This window comes from Sodalis praecaptivus, from assembly GCF_000517425.1.
GTDB lineage: Bacteria > Pseudomonadota > Gammaproteobacteria > Enterobacterales > Enterobacteriaceae > Sodalis_A > Sodalis_A praecaptivus.
Window position 1 is genome coordinate 2,907,564 of sequence record NZ_CP006569.1, and the last position, 20,135, is coordinate 2,927,698.

General features: G+C 51.6%; 23 protein-coding genes. 12 read left to right on the forward strand and 11 right to left on the reverse strand.

Going from position 1 to position 20,135, the window contains the following annotated elements; all coding sequences use genetic code 11:
* Positions 1–74: 74 nt before the first annotated feature.
* The 3 genes from SANT_RS24610 to SANT_RS12810 all read right to left on the reverse strand — a co-directional run bounded on the left by SANT_RS24610 (position 75) and on the right by SANT_RS12810 (position 1,808).
* Positions 75–239 (reverse strand): hypothetical protein, encoded by a 165-nt coding sequence (locus SANT_RS24610; RefSeq protein ID WP_200867249.1) that lies wholly within the window; start codon positions 237–239, stop codon positions 75–77.
* Between the two features lie 398 nt (positions 240–637).
* Entirely contained in the window at positions 638–823 is a 186-nt protein-coding gene (locus SANT_RS12805) for a DUF2158 domain-containing protein (RefSeq protein WP_148296285.1), read from the reverse strand.
* 118 nt (positions 824–941) lie between these two features.
* Positions 942–1,808 (reverse strand): SDR family oxidoreductase, encoded by an 867-nt coding sequence (locus SANT_RS12810; RefSeq protein ID WP_025422695.1) that lies wholly within the window; start codon positions 1,806–1,808, stop codon positions 942–944.
* Between the two features lie 476 nt (positions 1,809–2,284).
* Between SANT_RS12810 and SANT_RS12815 the strand changes: the two genes are divergently transcribed.
* Positions 2,285–2,725 carry a hypothetical protein gene (locus SANT_RS12815; RefSeq protein ID WP_025422696.1) on the forward strand — a complete coding sequence of 147 codons (441 nt, stop codon included), beginning with the start codon at positions 2,285–2,287 and terminating at the stop codon, positions 2,723–2,725.
* A 172-nt stretch (positions 2,726–2,897) separates the two neighbouring features.
* Here SANT_RS12815 and SANT_RS12820 read toward each other — a convergent pair whose 3' ends face one another.
* Positions 2,898–3,620: a phosphohydrolase gene (locus tag SANT_RS12820; protein WP_025422697.1), complete on the reverse strand. Its 723-nt coding sequence runs from the start codon at positions 3,618–3,620 to the stop codon at positions 2,898–2,900.
* Between the two features lie 709 nt (positions 3,621–4,329).
* Here SANT_RS12820 and SANT_RS12825 point away from each other — a divergent pair.
* Positions 4,330–4,554: a DUF2188 domain-containing protein gene (locus SANT_RS12825; protein WP_025422698.1), complete on the forward strand. Its 225-nt coding sequence runs from the start codon at positions 4,330–4,332 to the stop codon at positions 4,552–4,554.
* Between the two features lie 61 nt (positions 4,555–4,615).
* Here SANT_RS12825 and SANT_RS12830 read toward each other — a convergent pair whose 3' ends face one another.
* Complete coding sequence (locus SANT_RS12830; protein WP_025422699.1) at positions 4,616–5,230, reverse strand: alpha/beta hydrolase; 615 nt, start codon at positions 5,228–5,230, stop codon at positions 4,616–4,618.
* 232 nt (positions 5,231–5,462) lie between these two features.
* Positions 5,463–6,374 (reverse strand): LysR family transcriptional regulator, encoded by a 912-nt coding sequence (locus SANT_RS12835; RefSeq protein ID WP_025422700.1) that lies wholly within the window; start codon positions 6,372–6,374, stop codon positions 5,463–5,465.
* A 202-nt stretch (positions 6,375–6,576) separates the two neighbouring features.
* On the opposite strand from SANT_RS12835, the gene SANT_RS12840 reads away from it, so the two are divergent.
* Complete coding sequence (locus tag SANT_RS12840; protein WP_025422701.1) at positions 6,577–7,755, forward strand: L,D-transpeptidase family protein; 1,179 nt, start codon at positions 6,577–6,579, stop codon at positions 7,753–7,755.
* A 249-nt stretch (positions 7,756–8,004) separates the two neighbouring features.
* A complete protein-coding gene (locus SANT_RS12845; RefSeq protein ID WP_025422702.1) occupies positions 8,005–8,289 on the forward strand; it encodes a YciI family protein in 285 nt (94 codons plus the stop codon).
* 124 nt (positions 8,290–8,413) lie between these two features.
* On the opposite strand, the gene SANT_RS12850 is transcribed toward SANT_RS12845, so the two are convergent.
* Entirely contained in the window at positions 8,414–9,367 is a 954-nt protein-coding gene (locus tag SANT_RS12850; protein ID WP_025422703.1) for a VirK/YbjX family protein, read from the reverse strand.
* Between the two features lie 641 nt (positions 9,368–10,008).
* Here SANT_RS12850 and SANT_RS12855 point away from each other — a divergent pair.
* Positions 10,009–10,722 carry a helix-turn-helix transcriptional regulator gene (locus tag SANT_RS12855; RefSeq protein ID WP_025422704.1) on the forward strand — a complete coding sequence of 238 codons (714 nt, stop codon included), beginning with the start codon at positions 10,009–10,011 and terminating at the stop codon, positions 10,720–10,722.
* 679 nt (positions 10,723–11,401) lie between these two features.
* On the opposite strand, the gene SANT_RS24155 is transcribed toward SANT_RS12855, so the two are convergent.
* A complete protein-coding gene (locus tag SANT_RS24155; protein WP_148296286.1) occupies positions 11,402–11,983 on the reverse strand; it encodes a hypothetical protein in 582 nt (193 codons plus the stop codon).
* A gap of 495 nt (positions 11,984–12,478) precedes the next feature.
* Here SANT_RS24155 and SANT_RS24160 point away from each other — a divergent pair, with 495 nt between their 5' ends.
* On the forward strand, positions 12,479–12,739 hold the full coding sequence (locus SANT_RS24160; protein WP_148296287.1) for a hypothetical protein: 261 nt from the start codon (positions 12,479–12,481) through the stop codon (positions 12,737–12,739).
* A 1,538-nt stretch (positions 12,740–14,277) separates the two neighbouring features.
* On the opposite strand, the gene SANT_RS23375 is transcribed toward SANT_RS24160, so the two are convergent.
* Positions 14,278–14,451 carry a helix-turn-helix domain-containing protein gene (locus tag SANT_RS23375; protein ID WP_420480343.1) on the reverse strand — a complete coding sequence of 58 codons (174 nt, stop codon included), beginning with the start codon at positions 14,449–14,451 and terminating at the stop codon, positions 14,278–14,280.
* Between the two features lie 170 nt (positions 14,452–14,621).
* Between SANT_RS23375 and SANT_RS12865 the strand changes: the two genes are divergently transcribed.
* Entirely contained in the window at positions 14,622–14,873 is a 252-nt protein-coding gene (locus SANT_RS12865; protein WP_025422706.1) for a helix-turn-helix domain-containing protein, read from the forward strand.
* A 126-nt stretch (positions 14,874–14,999) separates the two neighbouring features.
* Complete coding sequence (locus SANT_RS12870; protein ID WP_025422707.1) at positions 15,000–15,902, forward strand: Rpn family recombination-promoting nuclease/putative transposase; 903 nt, start codon at positions 15,000–15,002, stop codon at positions 15,900–15,902.
* A gap of 1 nt (position 15,903) precedes the next feature.
* Here the strand turns inward: SANT_RS12870 and SANT_RS24500 are convergent, their stop codons facing one another.
* Positions 15,904–16,056, reverse strand: a complete 153-nt coding sequence (locus SANT_RS24500; RefSeq protein WP_158500159.1) for a hypothetical protein — start codon at positions 16,054–16,056, stop codon at positions 15,904–15,906.
* Between the two features lie 1,088 nt (positions 16,057–17,144).
* Between SANT_RS24500 and SANT_RS12875 the strand changes: the two genes are divergently transcribed.
* The 4 genes from SANT_RS12875 (at position 17,145) to nadS (SANT_RS12890) (ending at position 19,046) form a co-directional block, all read left to right on the forward strand.
* The gene (locus SANT_RS12875; protein WP_025422708.1) at positions 17,145–17,456 is read left to right on the forward strand and encodes a type II toxin-antitoxin system RelE/ParE family toxin; all 312 of its coding nucleotides are present in this window, start codon (positions 17,145–17,147) and stop codon (positions 17,454–17,456) included.
* Positions 17,456–17,752, forward strand: a complete 297-nt coding sequence (gene nadS, locus SANT_RS12880) for a NadS family protein (RefSeq protein ID WP_025422709.1) — start codon at positions 17,456–17,458, stop codon at positions 17,750–17,752. Before SANT_RS12875 ends, nadS (SANT_RS12880) begins: the two co-directional genes overlap by 1 nt.
* A gap of 645 nt (positions 17,753–18,397) precedes the next feature.
* Positions 18,398–18,730, forward strand: coding sequence for a type II toxin-antitoxin system RelE/ParE family toxin (locus SANT_RS12885; RefSeq protein ID WP_025422710.1), 333 nt, complete (start codon positions 18,398–18,400; stop codon positions 18,728–18,730).
* Between the two features lie 25 nt (positions 18,731–18,755).
* The gene (gene nadS, locus SANT_RS12890) at positions 18,756–19,046 is read left to right on the forward strand and encodes a NadS family protein (protein WP_025422711.1); all 291 of its coding nucleotides are present in this window, start codon (positions 18,756–18,758) and stop codon (positions 19,044–19,046) included.
* A gap of 534 nt (positions 19,047–19,580) precedes the next feature.
* On the opposite strand, the gene SANT_RS12895 is transcribed toward nadS (SANT_RS12890), so the two are convergent.
* Positions 19,581–20,030 (reverse strand): hypothetical protein, encoded by a 450-nt coding sequence (locus tag SANT_RS12895; protein ID WP_025422712.1) that lies wholly within the window; start codon positions 20,028–20,030, stop codon positions 19,581–19,583.
* Positions 20,031–20,135 lie beyond the last annotated feature (105 nt).

The following is a 20,135-nucleotide window of genomic DNA, read 5'->3' on the forward strand; positions in this document are numbered from 1 at the left end:
TGGTGCGCTAGAAGAAGACGTAGGGGGTCGGCGAGTCATCCTTATCCTGTAATCATGGGCTATCCGACCCGCCGTTAAGGCGCCTTTTTATAGCATGACTGGACATCAATAGGATCCGCCGAATGGCGGAGATCGTTTAACCAGGCGAGGCCGAATAAAACCGTTACGGCGATTAAAATGGATATTAACAAACCGATTAGCAGCAGTAATTTTGTCTCATCAAGTTTGCTGGATTCCATATCTGCTCCTTTCCCTCGCCGATAGTCAGATTATCCAGAGTGTCATCAAACTGACAAAGAGGATAAGGGTTCCTGACGCAATCGCCAGTACCGCAATGGCAAATTGCGCATCGCTCAATGTCTCGCGATGATATTTTTTGCGACTGATTCGACGGCGTATTTTCACAACACATTTTTCTGATGTAGCAACGGAAACCCAACCGGAACGGCCGGCGAAAACAGCAGATAAATTAGGTGAATTACAACCTGAATGCAAGGGGAAACGGCGCGCTCAGGCGCCGCGCGGCCCGGACGAGAGGGCCAAAGTGCGCGGGCTTTAGCGCGTCATCAGGCATCAGGCTGGGTGACGCGCTGCGGCCTGCGGCGTGAACCCGCGGCGGCGCCTGCTGCGGCTTGGATCAGCAAACGCCGAAATCCCCCTCTTCTTTATACAGGGTCAATTCTTCCGCTCTGAACGCCTTACTGTTCTCCTCGCCGGAATCCATCATGCCGCAATAAACGAAGCCATCCTCGATTTTCACCACGCTCATCGCGGGTCCGCCTTTTTTCGGCTGTACGATATCGCCGGTTTCAAATGCCATCATTACCTCCCGCCCGCAGGCTGAGTACTTGTTTCTCGTCGGGTCGCCGGACAGGCGATACGGCAGCGGCCTGCGGCGATTGCCGCGCTACGGCCTTCGCGCCGCCCCTTGCGCCAGCGCTCTATCCGTTAACCACTTCACCGCCGTTAACATGCAACATTTGGCCACTGACATAGGATGAGTCCCCGCAGGCCAAATAGACATAAGCCGGCGCCAACTCGGCCGGCTGGCCAGGTCGGCCCAGCGGCTTGCTTTCGCCAAAACTGGCCACTTGTTCGGGGCTAAAGGTCGAAGGCACCAGCGGCGTCCAGATCGGTCCCGGCGCTACCCCGTTCACCCGAATGCCTTTGGGAGCCAGGTGATTGGAAAGAGCACGGGTGAAAGAGGTAATCGCACCCTTGGTCGACGAATAGTCGATAAGATCAGGCCGCCCCTGGTAGGCCGTAATGGAAGCGGTATTGATGATGGTGGCGCCGGATGCCAAATAAGGTAACGCGGCCTGACAAAGATAGAACATCGAAAAAATATTGGTGCGGAATGTTCGCTCCAGTTGCTGCGGCGTGATGGCGCCGAAATCCGCCTGCGGATGTTGCTCGCCGGCCACGTTGACCAAAATGTCCAGTTTGCCGAAATGCGCCAAGGTCTCATTGACCACCTGCGCGCTAAAACTCACCTCCGCCAAATCGCCACGAATAAGTAACGCCCGCGCGCCATAATACTCTACGGCACTGCGGGTCTGCTGCGCATCGTTGTCCTCGCTCAGATAGACGATCGCCACGTCCGCCCCCTCTTTTGCGAAGGCGACCGCCACAGCACGGCCGATGCCGCTGTCGCCGCCGGTAATAACGGCAATTTTATCCTTAAGTTTGCCCCCCGCCCGATAGTCGGGGTCATCATAAACCGGCTGCGGGTCCATCGCGCTTTCTTCTCCCGGTTGTGTATGCTGCCGCTGCGCGGGCGGAGCCTGCTGTGGATATTTCTCGCTCATGGGCGCATCCCCTCTTCCTTATCCGTTAGCGTGACTTGAATCATTAGCCTAGAAGCTGCCGTCAGCAGCGTCAAACCGACGAAGTATTAGTAAAACTTATCTGCGGCTTGGCGGTAAACCCGTGGGCAACAGCGAGACCCGTCGACATCGTAGTCTGCCTCACACGCAGGACATGGGGCTATCCCTTGCGGCAAAAGGTGAATAAAACGACAACATCGGGTTATAAATTCGACAGTAAACGGGATCTGCACACTGTATAAGACGAATGACACCCCATTCTGACAAATGGCCTGCCATTCTCGGTGAGGTTAGCGCCTGGCGTCGCTGGCCACAAAATAATCTAATTTATTTATAATTAAATGATGACAATAAGAATGATTAACGTGATACTTCAACTTCATTCATGGATGTAGAGATAATTCGAGCTTGAGGGCAAAGCACCGACGAGCTATTGCGGGTTTTCTCAGGAGGGCGCCATGTATAGAAGATACTCAACCGATTTTGCCATTGCCAGCCTGGATGCGCAGGGCATCGTCCGGCGCTCGGGCTGGATGGTGGTCTACTGCACTCACCCATCAACCCGCGAATACCTCTGCGCCACGCAGGAATATTTATGCGTGGGCGCCACCCTCCCCCCCCATAGCTTTGCCGATAAACCGGTGCTGCCGACCAAGGGCTGGGCGTTGGTGCGCAGCTGCGATGGTCGCTGTTGGCAAACGGTGGTCGATTTGCGCGGTGAAGTAGCGTATTGCAAGGACACCGGTAGCCGGATGAAGATCGATTTTGTGGGCAGCCTACCGACAGGGCTGACCCTACTGGCGCCAACGTCACGCAGTGATAACTGGGATGGGCAAAAGTGGGTCCATCAGGATAATCAGCGCTGCCATTGCGGCACGGACCCCGAAACGCCGAATTAATTTTTTTCTCCCCCCTGTCGCTACAGCAACCGCCCCGCGCCATGTCAGACCTCCTCGCGGGCGCCTATTTCCGCCGAGATCGGCGAGCGGTGCCCTGGCGGTGCCGAACGCGGGAAATCAATGCTCTTCGTCATTAAACGCAATCGATTTACAAAAGAAACGTTAAAAAGCGTTACTCTGCCGCCGCGCTCCCTTCCGCTTTATAACCCATACCCAATCTCTCCAGTGTTTCCTTATCCAATTGGTAATATTCCCCTTTTAATTCCGCACATAATTTACTCATAAACGTTACCAGATATTCAATATTATAGCGTGCCATTTCCTTTCCCAGTTCCGTTTGCATACTGTCTGCCAAGGTCAATAATTTGGTTTGAAAATGATCAAAGGTATAATTGACATCATCCAGCGGCCGGTGCAAAGCAAGCGGGTCGTCGGCGTGAAATAGGCCCCGGCCCAATTGCCCGGCCACATGGAACACCCGCGCTAAGCCGATGGCCCCCAAGGACTCCAGCCGGTCAGCGTCCTGCACGATTTTTGCTTCCAGCGTTTCCGGCGTGATGCCGGCGCTGAAGCTATGCGCCTCAATCGCATGCGCCACGCCGCCATATAGCCGCGTCGGGAAATCGGGAAAATAGTCGGCGAGAATTTCTCGTGTGCGCAAGGCAGCCTGTCGTGATGCCAGATGACGTTCGGGGTGATTTTTGGGGAGATTGACCACATCGTGGAAATAGCAGGCGGCTAATACGATCCTTTCATCCGCGTCGGTAAACTGCATTATTTTACGGGCGGTTTTCCACACCCGACTAAAATGGGCAATATCATGCGCTTTGTCATCCTGCGGAAAATGTTGCTCCAGATATTCCTGAAAACGGCGTTCCCAATCCTCTAAAGTCATATCCCACTCCTACTTGCTATTAATTGCAATCGCATTATTAAGCCATTGCCAACTGCCTAATATCGCCAAAATCGCCGTCGATGTTAGTAGCTTAGCATAATCATTCGCTCACCTGGTGCGCAAACAATATTGCAGGTTATGTCTCATTCCAGCGGAAATAACGCGCTCAGGCGGCCACACTGCATAAAACCGACGTTGCGACAGGGAGTGCCCGGCGTACTCGCTTACCGTCGCGTGCGATAACGCGCCCAAGGCCGGCATACGCCAGCAAGCAGTATCGAAGCCGCGATTCTGCGTTGTTCCCACCCCTCTTTACGTTGTTGCCGCCTAAGTTACCCACGCCCTTCTCCCTTTTGCCCCGTTGCGCCTTAAGTCCCTGCTCTCTTTCCTTTTGTTATTGGTCCCGCCATTCCCCTTCACCCTCTTCCCTCACCCGCACCCCAGCGCGCCCCGCAACCGCTATTACAGCATATCGATATGACAACCTGTTATCCGCTCGCCGGGCCATCGGAATGACAACCTGTCAACGTCCCGCCGGCACAGCAGGCGAGTACCGGGAGCAAGCTGCACATCATGGTAATAGCGATTGCCAGCGCGGCGAACGGCCGTTTAACTGCTACGCTTATTATTGCAGTATTAATACTTCTTTCATTCTGCTGTGGAAAAGACGCTTGCCGCGCCGAACCGCTATCACGCAACAGGAGTTAAGATGGATAATTATCATGTCACTAAAGCTGAAGATAAATGGGTCTTAACCAAGGAAGGTAATAGCCGTCCCTCAAAAACGGCGGCGACCAAGGATGAAATTATTACCCTTACCCACAGTTATATGACCGGCAAAACGGCCTCGGTGAAAATTCATAAACAGGATGGCACGATTCAGGAAGAACGCACCTATCCGCGCACCAGCGATCCCCGTAAATCCAAGGGATAACCGGTGTCGCCGCCACCGCTCCGGCGTCCTGTTACTCCCGCGGTAAGACGTTCGGGGCGGTTTACCTTTCGCGACTTACGGCCTGGGCAATGAACCGTCCGGCGAGCGTAATGCCCTCCGGTGAAAGCGTATGGCCGAGGCCCGGAAAGATTTTCGCCGTCGCCTTCATGCCCACCGCGCTCAGCAATCGCGCGGCCAGCGGGCTTTCGCTCGCGGGAATAACGTCATCTTGCCCTCCGTGCAGCAATAGCACCGGCGTCTGCGCCGCTGCCGGCGTTAGGGGGAGCGGTGTCGCCAATCTGCCGGAAAACGCGACCACTCCGGCCACCGGCCAGCGGCCGGAAGCGACCGCATCCAGAGCCATGGTCGCGCCCTGGGAAAACCCCGCCAGCACCACCTTCTCCGGCTGTCCCTCCAGTCCCCGGACTGCCATTAAGCGCGCCAGCGTGGTATCAAACGATGCCCGCGCCGCCTGAATGCGCCGCGGCCGGTTTTGTTCCGTTACGCCTACTACGCTGAACCACTGATAGCCTTGACCAAAATCGGAATGCGTCGGCGCATCGGGAGAAGCAAAGTCACAGCCGGGTAACTGGTGCTTCCAGGCATCCGCCAGAGGGAGCAAATCATCGCCGCTGCTCCCTACGCCGTGCAAAAGAATAATCAGGCTAGTGTTCATCGCGTATTCCTTACTTTTACAAATCCAGTATCACCAACGCCGGAGCCACCGGGTTAATGCCGTTCGTTTTTTCCGCCGCTGCGGGCCGGAAGGAAAATCGCCAGCGTCATTAGCCGCACCAGCAGGCGCGCAAACCTATGGCTGCGTTCACATTTCGCAAGATACCGTGATGCCGATCGGATGATAATCCTCCCACTCAGAGGTTATTAATTTCCATTATGGAAGCAATTCCTCACCAGCCCTGATCCCAGGCTGGCTGGCCGCGGAAGCGATTTGCGAGATAATCCACCAGCGCTCGCACCTTAGTGGCCAGATGACGTGCCGGCGGATAGATGGCGTATAGACCCAGTGGCGTCATTTCCCGCTGCGGGAGGAGCGGAGTGAGCCGGCCGCTGCGAAAATGCTCACCGCAAATAAACGAAGGAATCCGGGTAATGCCCAGGCCGGACATCGCCGCGTACAAGCACGCGTCGGCGTTGGCGAAATGCAGACGGCTATTAATGCTGATTGACACCGCGCCATCATCGCCATTGGAACCAAATTGCCAGTTCGGATCGCGAAAATTGGTATCAACGATACAGTCATGAAAGCGGAGATCGGAGGGTTGCGTCGGTTCGCCACGGCGCAACAAATAGTCCGGCGAGGCCGCCAGCACAATGCGCACATCACAGAGCTTGCGGGCAACCAGACTGCTGTCGTCCAGCCGACCGATGCGCAACGCGATGTCATACCCCTCATCGACCAGATTCACCATCTGATCCGAAAAATCGACATCGAGAATAATCGCGGGATATTGGCGGGCGAAATCCACCAGTACCGGCGCCAGCTGTCGGGCGCCGAAGGAAATGGAAGAGGTCAGCCGCAGACGGCCAGACGGCGCATCCGCGGCGCTGCGCACCGAGGCGTCGAGCGCGTCCAGCTCATCGAGCAGAATTTTAATGCGATGATAATAAGTTTGTCCAACCTCGGTAGGGGACAGTGCGCGGGTAGTGCGTTTGATAAGTTGCACCCCCAGACAGGCTTCGAGGCGCGAAATCATTTTCGACGCCTGGCCACTACTGGTGCCAAGACGAGCGGCGGCGGCGGCAAAACTCCCCATCTCCAGCACCGCCACCAGCATGCGATCGCAATCGAGCCGTTCCATTCGCGCTCCTTTTTTTGACGCAGTCACCCTCACAGATTATCACAGCATACGTTGATTCGCGTATACGCTGAGCAGAGCGTTACCGTTTCGGTTACACTTATCCTTTCCACGCCGGGGATTGAGCACTTATAATGCACCTCCGGCACATGATGCCGGGTAAACACTCATTGGCTGCCTGTAAGGCGATTACATCTGACACTTTATGAAAATGAAAATTCGCGCGTTCTGTAGCATGGTATTGGCAATGGCTGTTTACAGTCAGTCCGCCTTCGCCGTTGTCTATCCGTTACCGGAAGGCACAAGCCGCCTGGTGGGGGAAAACTTGCAAATCACCGTTCCCGAAGGGAATAAATTACCGCTTGAGCATTTTGCCGCCCAGTTCCAAATGGGGCTCAGCAATATGCTCGAAGCCAATCCGGGCGTGGATGTCTATCTCCCGGCCCCGGGCACCAAAATGATCATCCCACAGCAGCTGATTTTGCCCGACACCCCCCATGAAGGCATCGTGATCAACAGCGCCGAAATGCGTCTGTATTACTATCCGAAAGGCACCAAGACGGTCATTGTACTGCCTATCGGCATTGGCGAGCTGGGTAAAGACACCCCTTCCAATTGGGTGACCTCGGTGCAACGCAAGAAAGACGGCCCCACCTGGACGCCGACCAAAGCCATGCACGCGGAATACGCCGCGCGCGGTGAAACGCTGCCGGAAGTGTTCCCGGCGGGCCCGGATAACCCGATGGGTCTCTATGCGCTGTATGTTGGCCGCCTGTATGCGGTACACGGCACCAACGCCAACTTCGGCATCGGTTTGCGCGTCAGCCACGGCTGCGTACGTCTGCGCGCCGACGATATCAAATATCTGTTTGATCATGTGCCGGTCGGCACCCGCGTTCAGTTTATCAATGAACCGGTAAAAGCCACGATTGAACCGGATGGTTCGCGCTACCTGGAAGTGCATAACCCGCTTTCAGTGACCGAGGAACAATTCAACTCGAACGAGCCAGTGCCGATTAATCTGCCGGTCAACGTCAGCCATGTTCTGGTAGATCCCAGCGTTTATCAAGGTACGGTTGATCAGGCGTTACAGCGCCGTTCCGGCATGCCGGAGAACATCACCGCCCAGGGCGACAACGGCCAAGCTGCGACGGTACAGGTGCAACCGGTTGATGAGCGGACCATTACCGAAGGTCCCGACACCGATCAGAAACAACAGGGGACCGCCGCACCGGTTACCCTGCAAACCAGCGTACCGGAACAAAGCGGCGCCGCGGTACCGGTGGACAATACCGCGCCCGCCCAAAGCGACACGGGTGCCGCGCCAATTGACCAGGCCACGCCTGCTGCCGGTGGCGATACCGGCGGTCAACAGGTTCAGTAACCGCAAAACGTTGCCCGCCCCCCGGCCGGGCAACGGCACCTCCCTGGCGCAGGCGCGTCGCGCCAGGGCAGGCGAAACGCTGATCTGAACGTCTATTTTTTTACGCCCCCGCCCCCGCCCACAAACCGGCGCATCACCCGAACGACAGGCGTTCCCGCGCGCCAGCGTCCCAGCCCCGACACAAAATGTTTGACTCAACGACCGCGAGACGCGATATGCTTGCGGGATCCTTTAGATTTGGAGTGGTCCATGTTTCTTATTACGTTGCGCTATAACCAGCCTATGTCCCAAGTGACGGCTTTGCAGGAAGATCACATAAACTGGCTGAAGACCTATTTTGCCGAGGGTATCTTCATCGCCGCCGGCCGTAAGATCCCCCGCACCGGCGGCGTCATTCTCGCTCGTAGCATGGCGCGGGATGAGTTGGAACGCATTTTGGCCGAGGATCCCTTTACCGCCGTGGCAGATTATGACATAACCGAATTCATGCCCACTCTGACAGACGAAAGAGTAGCCGCGCTGATGACGCTGTGAAGCCCGTGCCGGCGCACGCGGCTTGCCGCCTCACGCCGCCGGCATTGGCCCTTCGCCCAGGGCAGCCGGTGGTATTTAAGTCAGTCGGTAACAACCTTACCCGCGCGCCGGGGGAGTCCGTCGGTTATGCCGCCGTGGTATGAATAAACGCAGCGAATTGCGCTTGCATGTCCTCCAACAGGGCAAATCGCCTGCGATACTCGGCGCGTTTCTTGCTTGGAAGATCGTCGAGGGATTTACGGGTGATTCGCTGCGGCAATGCGTAAAGCCCTCCCGTAAGCGCAACGCCTTCCACCGAGGCCCAAAAATCATCGTAATGGGCAAGAAACACTTTTTGCTTACTACCGCGATAACGCGCGCTCTGGAAAACATGGCTTTTATCGCCGACCGCGATAATTTGCGGCGCCCCTATCTCACCACTGATAAGCTGTAGCATCTCGACCAGCAGCCGCTTGGGAAATAAACCATGGCAGGCTTTGGTCGCCTCTTTGATAACGTTATGGGAGGTGCTGCGGCTGGCGCCCTGTAGTCCACCGATAAATAGGGTCTGCTTTTTCTGGAACGTCATTATCGAAAAGGTAAGCGACGCCAGGCGATTTTCAGCGTCGTGGATGGTCAATGTCGCCTCACCTTCGCGCTCAAAACGGCTCATACTCAGTTTGATCTCGAAACGTTCACCGTTCTTGCCCTCCAGCGTGCACAGCCGGGTGGCCGTGGGCACCGACAGCGCTTGCCGCAGCGGCAAAGATGGCAGCGTTTGGATGAAAGTATAGTGTTCAAGGATAGCCTGAGCGCGCGCCGCTACCGGTAAGGCGGCAAAAAGATAGGGACGATGGATTTTCGCGGGCAAGGTATTTTGCGCCAGCGCCACGTGACGCAATAGCGAGTCGGTCGCGACGCGCTGTAGAAAACTCAGCGTTACCACCGGATTGATAAGCGTACGCAATAAGAATTTCAGGCGAAACGGCGTATTATCCCAAATTTCACCCGGTTTACATTCACCTGAAAAAAGGGCCCAAAACAGGCTCCATCCGCTTTGCGGATAACCATCAATTTCATGCACGATCGTATGGGACATAACGGCTTATCCAAAACAAAACTATTATGGTACTCAGAATTTTTAAACGGATTATCAATAGATTAATTATGAACAGCCTTACATCACGCCAAACTTAAACAAATAGTAAACGTTATGTTTTTTTTGATTTCCACCCGGGTTTGTCCCGACGCGTTCCGCCGCAAAAGAGGCTTTTAGTATCCTTTACCGGCAGTAAGGATGATTAATAATGACCGTTTACGTCCCGCCGTGGTGGTAAACACCATCAAAAAGCGCGCGCCTCAGGACACGGCTCGTCGTTGGCACCAACCGTTCGCGGCAAAACCCGCAGTAATGAGTGGCCAAGCGGTAGCGACGACGCGGAATCATTTCCGCGGCGCCTGTTCGACAAGGGCGGGCCCGGCCGACGACCTGTGTCGCTTGCTGGACGGTCGGCGTTCTTGACGACGGCACGGTGACCATCAGGCCACATCTTTGACTTGCTAAAGATTAATTAACTCGCTGTCTGCGCGAATCTTGCTTTTAGTTATGCACCTATGTTGATGGACTCCCGTTTATTGGGAAGGAATTACTCTTTACCTGCCCCTTAAATCATGTAATTTTCTGAGTCACCGGCCAGAGGTTTTCTTAAACTGACAATTCATCATAGAGGAATAGCAATCATGGGTAGTCTCAATGATCCAGTCTCCGGCAGTTTAACCCTACATACCTTGAACCACATTCCCCTTATCGCCATAATGGAGCATGCGGCGATTCCTTGGGGAATAAAAAACAAAGAGTCCAAATTCGTCTATTTGAACAAGGCCAGTATTGAATTTCTTAATATCCCGACCGGCTTTGATTTCGAGGGGCGCCGGGACGACGAATTCCCCTGCGCCTGGTCCGAGCTCGCACCGGATTTTCAGAAACAAGACCGGGCAGCGGAAGAGAGCAGTCTTGGGGCCGACGTTGTTACGACATCCTATTATGGTCGTCAAGCCGTTATGGAGCCCTATTATTGTCCCAAATTTGCCATTAATGATAACCAGGGTGAAATATTAGGCACGGCTTATTACATACAAAAATTTAAATTACTCTCGGTATCGGAATTTTTCGACAGTCTCAAACCTTCGGTTATTACGCTTACGCCCCCAGACGCCACCTTTACCGAGAGCGAATTAGATATTATTTTTTATGCCAGACAAGGTTTGAGCGAAAAAGAGATTGCGGAAAGGCTGTTTCTGTCGACAAAGGCGCTGGAAGCTCGGCTGGCCGGTATCTACAGTAAAATCAGCGTGCAATCACTGTCGCAACTCAATGAATATTGCCGCGCTACCGCCCTGAAGAATTACATGCCCAAGAAAATCTTTAAAGAAGGGGTTGAGTTTTTCTGGTAATGAACAAGTCACCGCGTTAGCTCGGGGTGAAACCTCGGGCTATAATACGTGCTTACCTCATCCTCATAATGCCGTAGTTCGCCTACCGCTACCCGCGGCCCCCCTTGCCAATTTGCTAAATTCATCACGCCTGCCGCCGAGCCCATGCGAGCCAACGCATCGCTAGAAATGTAGCACGCCTGTAGACGGCATTTTGGCAGCACATGCTTGCCACGGCGTTAGGCCATCGTTGCTGCATTTCATTAACGCTAGTGGCTTGCCTGAGACGGTGTTTTGTCCATCGTAGCTAATGGCGCTGATCAATTGAATGTCGCAAGATGGCCTCCCTGACTGTCGCAAGATGTCTATTTCGCAACATGGCGAGAGAGGCCAGGGTTGGCGATGAACACTATCGGGAGGGATTAACCTCATTCCACTTCTCCCGTCGACGGATGTCACATTCGCCTAAGAGGCCAATGGCAGGCATTTCCATTTGAGCGATTCAAGGCGCGTGATGAGGAGTCTGAATGGTAACCGGCGCGAAATCGTATGCGCCCTGCTCATTTGCCGGCCCAAAAGGCGACAAAACCGCTTTTGGCCGGACTTGCGAACCGCAAATGAAACGGAAATGGCCGTTTTAATGAAGGTTTCTAGAACGGACGCGCCCGGCGTGGCCTAAGCCGCCATGGGCTTCCTCCTGTCATTTCATTACAGGCGCCGTTTGACCATAATTGATGACAAAGGACACTGGCGTGTCTCCTGGCTTTGAAGCAGGTGCTGGCGTTGTAGGTAACGTTGGCGTCAAACCCGACCTGAAAGTTTGCATTGGTGTTGACATCGATGTTAACGGCGGTACGGGCGGATAGGCGGCTTTGCGGGTAAAAAAACCGCCATGATTGACAGACGACGCGCCATGCTCAGCTTCAGAGTGTTGCTGCCGGCCTGAGGGTTCATTGGAGAGCACCGCTCGAATTTTAATTAAACGGCCCACGCTTATCATCAACGCGGCCGTGCATACGGGGATAATGTAGACAGAGGGACCGGATATCGCCAATGTTGCCCCTACGGCGAGTAGCATCAGACTCAGCGGATAATTATCGGCCATGCGGCATAACGTTTCCCCGATCGGTGCTGCCGAAGTGAGCCACGTATTGCTCACCGAAGCGAGCCGATGCAAAACGCGTTTTCTTCCCGTTCGCGGTGGCGCGGAAGCCTGCGGAGTTTTATCATGGACAACTTGATGATAATGATTAATAGCATTAACCGGATATGAATCGCACAAATTAACCTCCTATTACTTAACGATTGTCAACGTTGTGAACAATGCTAGCATAATATCTCTGCGCTAAACCCAGCGTTAAAACTCCGCCAATAGCGACCACCCTATTCCGTGGCACGTTAAGAAAATTTGTGGCTTGCGACTCCTATATTAAGGCATAGGCCGAAGTAGTGGGCGAAATCAATAACGCTGACTGCCGCCATCCTAATGGTGGTATCAACTCCGGTGGAATATCGGCCAATGCCATCGAGACGATAGAAATAGGTAGATTTATCGATAGGTGAATACGCAAGTTTACGGCTAATTTTTGGATGGCATACGGCCTGTGTCGGCGGGTTTAGCGAATATTATCATGGCCAATTTTACTCTAATTTTACCTATTGTACATTAATAAAACGGCGACCAACTTCACTCAGCGAGAAAGTCTAATTGTTTGATGGACGGCGATGGCGTAATATTATTTCCGCATCTCACACTATTACGATGGGGAGAAGCACGATGGAAAAAATTATTTTATCACCTGATGTAAGCTTGCTTGTTGTTCCCGGTGATGGATATCGTGAAAGTGCTTTACATCAACTTTGTCCTACCGCTGTCGGCAATTCGTTGCGCAAGTTGGGGACTAAAACCAAAAAAAGCCTTCCACCTAAGGCAGCCTCCCGACTTGTACACAACATTAAAATTTTAAAAAGATTGGGATTGACAGAATTGGTTAAAGCCGCGCAACAAAAATATCATCTTAGCCCTCTGATAATTTGAGAATAAAATTGGCTGCCCCGATTCTGAATGGCTCCGGATATACGTTTTCGTCGCGAAAGCACAGGGCAGCCCGCTGGCAACGTCATGGCGAGGATGGAACGCGCGACCGCTTAGGCATCACGCTGGGGCGTACGCCAGTTTCAGTTATTTGCTGCCTCCCTGTCACCGTTTGGCGGAAGCTGCGCCGCCTGAATGACAGCGAAACCGCACACGGCTTGATCGTGGAATTTGCCGCCTGCCACGCGCGGCCAACGCGCCCGACTCGGTAGGATAGGAACGTCTAAAGCGGGCCGCTGATCAAGCGTGCCGATCTCGCTGTGCGCAATGGGTACCAGCCTACTGAGGTAATTAATCAGTACGGCGAGGAAGTGCTCAGTATTCGTGGCCTGTTTGATACGGCCGTAGGCGGTGATTTGCCTATTCTGTCTCGACTCAAGCAGTGGAAAATTGTGCCAAAGTTGGCGGTTGATGTTAGCAACGCGGACGCGTCGCCTCGGCGTTCTGTCATTAACTTTACGACTTATGACGAAGATCCCCCGGAGCCGGAAGGCGGTGAACGCCGGCGAGAACAAAGGCTAACAAAACGGATTAAGGAACTAACGGGTCTGATGCTTTCGCATGGCGATTTGCGCTGGCTTATAGCCGGTAGAAAAATAAACTAAAGCGGGCAGGATTACTACAGCGGGCCCAGCGGTTGCCTGTTTGTGGGTAGAAGAGCACGCCCATGTCCACTTAGGCGCTTTCAGGTATTGGCACGTCAGACCAAAGTGTGGCGACGTCTGGAATAACGATTTCACTTAAAAGCTTCGTGAGAATTCAATAGAAAGTGAACATACTTTAAAAGAGCAATGTCCACCTGATAGATTACATAGATGTCCCTTTGACCGGCTAATCATTTCCAAGGGACCGGTTATTGTTGCCCAGGCTGTTCGTGGGCAACGCTTTATAAGCTCTAAATTGAAAATTACTAAATCTATAGCGGACTATCTTGAAATAATGGCTAATGGATAAAATGAATGGATTAGTCGTTGCTAATTGCCTGCTAGTGTTTTGCCCGTTCATGGTAGATAAACATATTTATGTGACAGCTTCTACAGATATCGAAGAGGGTACTAAACAAAGTTGCAACAGCTTAAGGTCATTTGTGAAGTCTACTCTCCATAATGCCAATAATATCTTTGTTACAGATTGACAATCAGTCATATTCTAATTTAATAAGTCCAATTCACCATGGAGATAACGTTATGTTTTCTTTACTTAAGTCACCTAAAGTGTTATTCACCGCAACTTTTTTGTTCCTGGCTTCTGTCACCCAGCCAGCGTTTGCTACAGCATGCATGCTTAAACCGGATAACACTGCTCAAGAGTGTGCTCAAACTTGTGCATGAGCTGCCGCTGGCGGGGCTCTAGGGTTTCTTATGTGCTTTTAATGTCTGAAAATAGTTAGCCAGAGCCTTCTCTTTCTATAGGGTTAAGGCTCATTCAAAATGCTATGTGGTGGATAGCATTATTGTCGCTAAGTCTTTTCATCGGCGACTTCACTCCTTGTCCGTTATTTGCCCGTCGCTTTCAGGATATCGCGATGGCCAGATATCCCAGGGATTTAGATTCAGGGCCTTTGCAATGATGCTCTCTTCTCTTGGCCAATGGCGCCATAGCGCGTTGTTAAGGATCGACGAGGCTAAGCCCGCAGTCCTGGAAACGGCTGCCAACGTGGTACCTCTTTTTTCAGCTATACCACAATATCTGCCCGATGCCAGTCTAGCTTATCCATACCGCTCACCTTTCCTTGTTATAAGTTCATCTAGATATCCTATTTTGGGATATAGGCGTAAACGTCCGATATTCGATTTTGGGATATTGGTCAAACAAAGCGGTTAAAATGAGCTCAATCTATACGGAGGATTATTTGCGGGTGATCCGCTTACTGCGTCAGGCCCGAATCGACAGCGGCATTAGCCAGCAGCAGCTCGCAGACGTGCTGAAGCGTCCGCCATCCTTTATCGCTAAGATCGAACACGGGGAAAGAAGACTAGATTTCGTTGAGCTCATACAGCTCGCCCGACTTTTAAATATCGACCCGATATCTCTGATTGAGCGTGTTCAACAGGACTTACAACCTATCATCGGCTAAAGTGCAGCAAGTGTGAAAACTTGTAACTGGCCCCACGGCAGAACTCAATTGAGCGCCTAAATGGAGTCAAAACGAAGGGTAAAATGCCTCTGGTCAATTTGCCGTTTCTCCAGTTATATTGCTCCGATGTCAAAGACGCCTTCACACCACGACGCGCTGTTCAAAAAATTTCTCGGTAATATCGAGGTTGCCCGGGACTTTCTTGCCATTCATCTTCCGCCCTATCTTCGGGAACGTTGCGATTTTACTACCCTCGCAATGGAGTCCGGGTCGTTTATCGAAGATGACCTGCGTGCACAATGTTCCGATATGCTCTATTCCATTCAGACCCCTGCGGGAAAAGGGTATATCTACACGCTGGTTGAGCACCAGAGCCGCCCGGAAAAGCTGATGGCCTTTCGGCTGTTAAGGTACGCAGTCGCCGCGATGCAGCGGCATCTGGAGCAGGGTAACGATACCTTGCCGGTCGTCATCCCCTTGCTTTTTTACCATGGCCGAACCTCACCTTACCCCTATACGACCCGTTGGCTGGATTGCTTTGCCGATCCTGAACTGGCAGAATCAGTCTACAGGCAAGCCTTCCCGCTGGTGGATATCACCGCCATACCGGATAGAGCGATAGTGACCCACCAACGTGTCGCCTTGCTGGAGCTGGTCATGAAGCATATTCGCACCAGGGATATGCTAGAGTTGGCCGAAGAAATTGCCCGACTGCTGAATCAGTGGACGCTGCCGCATGAGCAGTTTCGTAGTCTGATGTACTATATTGTTGGTCGAGGCGAAACATCAGATATCAAAGAGTTTTTGCATACCATAGCAGCACAGACACAGGATTATCGGGAGGATGTTATGACGATAGCAGAACAGCTGCGGCAGGAAGGCCGGCAAGAGGGCCGGCAAGAGGGCCGGCAGGAAACCCGTATCCAGATCGCCCGCCAGCTTCTTGCTAATGACGTAGACCGCGCCGTTGTCAAGCTGTCTACCGGGTTGACCGATAAAGAGCTGGACAACCTGCGCACGGCGCACTGATTCAACAGTCGGTTATCGTTTCCTGACTTTCAGCGTTCAGGGCTTGGCATTTTTCGTATTCCGCGCAGACCTTGCCGGTATTTTTCACCATCCTTACCGCCCGATCATCCCATAGCGGCTGCATCTCGCTATCTTTCAAATTCGTCACTACCACGGCGGCAGCCCCTGCGCACGCAGCCAGCTTTGCACCGCGCGGACACCGTCCGCTGTCGCAGACCGTGCGGTAAAAATCCTGACCTCGCGCCCTTCTCTTAGCCAGTGTCTCATGCGTTGCATCATCAGCCCCGCCGGCACACCGATGCGCGTGCCCTGGCCTGTGCGTAACTCGTTCAGCGTGCCGTCCAGGTCTACGCCTATTCATCCCACATTTTGGTTCTGCTTAAGACCGTGCATCACACCTTGCCATGGCCGCCGCCCGCCTAAGCAAAGTGCTTTTCTATTCATAGAAATGAATAACCTGCCTGCTATTCACCGCCATCCCAGTATACTCAAAATCCCTTCAGGCGTCTGCGAAACCCTGAGTAGGGCCTCGCAGTGTTGATGAGGATTTCTCGGCCTGAAACGAACACTTTACAGGATGGCTTTCATGCGCCAGGACGCAGGGTTAATTTTCCCTTGCAGACCCCTTTGCGAGCGATCCCCCCGCCTGCGCGCCATTGGCTTAAATATTCACTTTTTATGCACCTTCTCATTCTCTGTTAACCCTTATCCGGCGCGGCTTTCAGGCTGATTTTGGCTAAAAAAATTGGTGTTGCGTTACTTGCCCCTCTATTGCAGTTTTTGGCTTGGCCATGGGCGTCGCTTTAGTGGCTTATCCGGCCTCGTTATCCAGCTGCTCATAGGGCTTAAATCGCACTGCCTCCTCTCCTAGCCAATCATTGATTTTTCACCGGGGCTGCTCAAATGTAAGACGAAAAAAAACCGCACAAGGCGGCATCAAATTTTAGTACAGCTTATTGTTTTTATTAATCTTGTTGAGATGGTACCCGGGACGAGACTTGAACTCGTACAGCCAAAGGCCGAGGGATTTTAAATTATATAAGATAACTATAATAATCATAATATTATGATTTATAATAATTTTTATTTGCTTTAGTGGGCGCTATGCAGAGGTCAAAGTGTTTTCAACCGCCATTTTAAAAGCCGCACCCAAGCTTGTTTTACAAGCCGAACTGTACGCCATTGACTTACAACCACGATCTGATAGCATTATCTAACCATACGCCAATGACGTACTTTAGCATGCTGTTTATCGAAACCCATATTTTCACCGAAGATGTAAAGGAACTATTGAACGATGACGAATATCGCGAGTTTCAGCAGTTCATGGCCGATAACCCCGATTGGGGGGATGTAATCCAAAATACTGGAGGACTGCGTAAAATCCGCTGGGCGGCCAAAGGCAAGGGCAAGCGTGGGGGCGTCCGTGTGATTTACTATTACAAGGTCACCGAATCACAAATCAGGCTGTTGCTGATCTACAAAAAAGGCGTCCAGGATGATTTATCCGAGGACGACAAGCGCCAGTTAAGGGCGTTAAATGAGGGCTGGTAATGGAACAAAAACTGTTTGAGCGTCTGAAAGAAAGTATGACGCAAATGAATGAAATCATCGAAGGTTCCCGCGAACCCTCGCGAGAAACAAACGTTATTGCTGTTAAGGTTAAAGCTATCAGAACGGCTACAGGGTTGTCACAAAGCGGGTTCGCTAAGCTGATTTCGGTCAATGTTGATACGTTAAAGAATTGGGAACAGGGCAGACGTGAACCCACTGGCCCAGCTAAGGCTCTTTTGAAAGCCATTGAGCGCGACCCGTTACACGTGATCCCAGCGCTATCAGCTAAATCTTGACTAGTGAATCTTAAGCCAGCTTGCGAGCTGGTTTTTTACACTTACCAAATGTTAAAAATCATGGTTCGCCCCACATCCAAATTTGATACCGCCATCGGAAAACCGTCACAACCATCACACCTTATAAAATCATCAATTAACCCACTGATTATGTTATAGAAAAGTTGTGACGGCAAAACCGTCACAAAATGCAACAGAAACCGTCACACTATGTAAATTCAAAGAGTTATAAAACAGAAATGTGATGCTTTAAGACCGTCACACTGTGATGCTTTCGTGACGGTTTTGTGATGGTTTTCAATCCCCCGATTTACTCATATTAATCATAAAGATATATCACTATGTTAATTCTTGTGACGTTTGTGACGGTTTTCCGATGGCCCCCTTTAAATTTTGAAAATTTCAGGTTTGGCTAAAATTCATCCTTACTTGTGGGTGATTATGTTGATGTAGATGTTAGTGCTGTGTAACTGGATGAATGGCAGGTGGGATGGTGGTTCAGGCTCAAATATGTGATAGGCCACCGGGGGTGAGCCGGTGGCCTTAGTTACGTTCGTATTTTACAAACGCTCTAAACTCGTACCCTGTACAATTCTCCATTGACATTCGTACCATGTACGAGTATCATATTTCCAAGGAGGTGAGATGGAATACTTCGAATTCATAGAAACCCCGGTTTTCAATAAGCAGCGCTCAGAATTGATTGATGATGACAGTTTTCAGAAGTTTCAGGCTTTTTTGCTTAAAAGCCACGAAGACGGCGACACTATCAGTAAAACAGGCGGATGCAAAAAAATTCGCTGGGGATTGGAAGGAAAGGGGAAGCGAGGTGGTGTGAGGGTTATTTACTACTGCCTTACTGAGCAAGGGAAAATCTACTTACTTCTGGTTTACTCGAAAAATCGTAAAGATGACTTGTCCGAGCAAGAGAAGAAAGTACTAAACCAGATTTCACAGATGTTAAACAGGCCGCACTAGCGGCCTCAACTAATGAGGTTATACGATGGAAAAAGAACTCTTTGACCAGCTTACCAAAAGCATGGAACAAATGGTGGCCATCGAAAAAGGCGAACTGGCCCCGGCCGCCGTTCACCGCCACCACTTACCTGACGTTAAAAGCATGCGGGCATCAAGCGAACTGACGCAAGGTGAATTTGCTGAAGCCGTAGGCGTCAGTCCTTCTCTCGTACAAAGCTGGGAACAAAACCGCCGCGTGCCGTCCGGCTCTTCTTTGAAATTATTGCTAATGATTGAACGCGACCCCTCCTTGTTAACTGAGTTGCGCACAATATAATCAAACAATTTTTTTCAGTTTAGCAAAGCGCCGCCATCCCGCCAAAGCCCGCGCCAATACTGGAATCGCGGGTTTTTCTGATTTTGCTTAACTTGGCGCCATTTAATCCCCTCCTTGAATGAAGAGTTTTTTTATCATATTTTTCAGATAATTGCGTTTTTCCTCAATTCTACCGCAGGCCACTTTTTGAAAAAGACTGTAATTACTTTCACTCTTTTCAGTTTAGATTTTCTGCACATCTGCCAGCGACGGCGCGGGCTGGCCAGATATTTTGTATCCTCGAAAAACTGAAATCATTCTTAACACGAAAACCGCAGGCGGGTGCGGTGTAGCGCCGTTTTCGTCACTTCCGCCGTTATTTCGTCGCAAGCAAACCACACAGGGGCTACGCTATGCCGCTGCGATTGAATTGGTAGGGATTATGCAGGCAGGATTAGTGCATCGCGCTGTAAGGCGTTCTGCGTGGTCTGGGAGGGTTATAAAAAACCCGCATGATTATGCGGGTTAACCCGGTGTTGGGAAGTGGGGCTTGGTTCAGGCAAGGTGTTCTATTTTTCTGAGGACCTCGCCTTTGATGGCTTCAACAACCTCAGCGAAACGCGCATCAACGCCCTCTTTCAAAACCAACAACGGCACCAGACTATCTTCAATTTCGACACTAATAAAATCGTCTTGCTCACGCAGTGATATCGATATGGAAACGATGAATTGCGCTATATGCTGGTTAATAATCTTCGTTGACAAATAAAAATTAAGCTGACGGAAGCCATTTATCTTCATCGCGGAGACGGGCATTTCAATAAACTCAAATGCTTCTGACATACCCGTAGTGACAATCACCTGGCTTCGCTCGTCAGAGACCGCCAATGATCCCCGGTATTGACTGACAAGTTCTGCCGCCGCTTGCCGTAGCTTCGCCTGTATTTCCATTTTATCGGCAGACGCTTTGGCCAGCGCAATCTGCATATCTTCCAATGTAATCATTTCCCTTTTCCCTATTATCTAAAGCTCTTAGGCAATACACGTCTATCCTTCGTGCCGTCGCATTATAACAAGCGAAACCTATAGGCAACCATCAAGCAATCGATA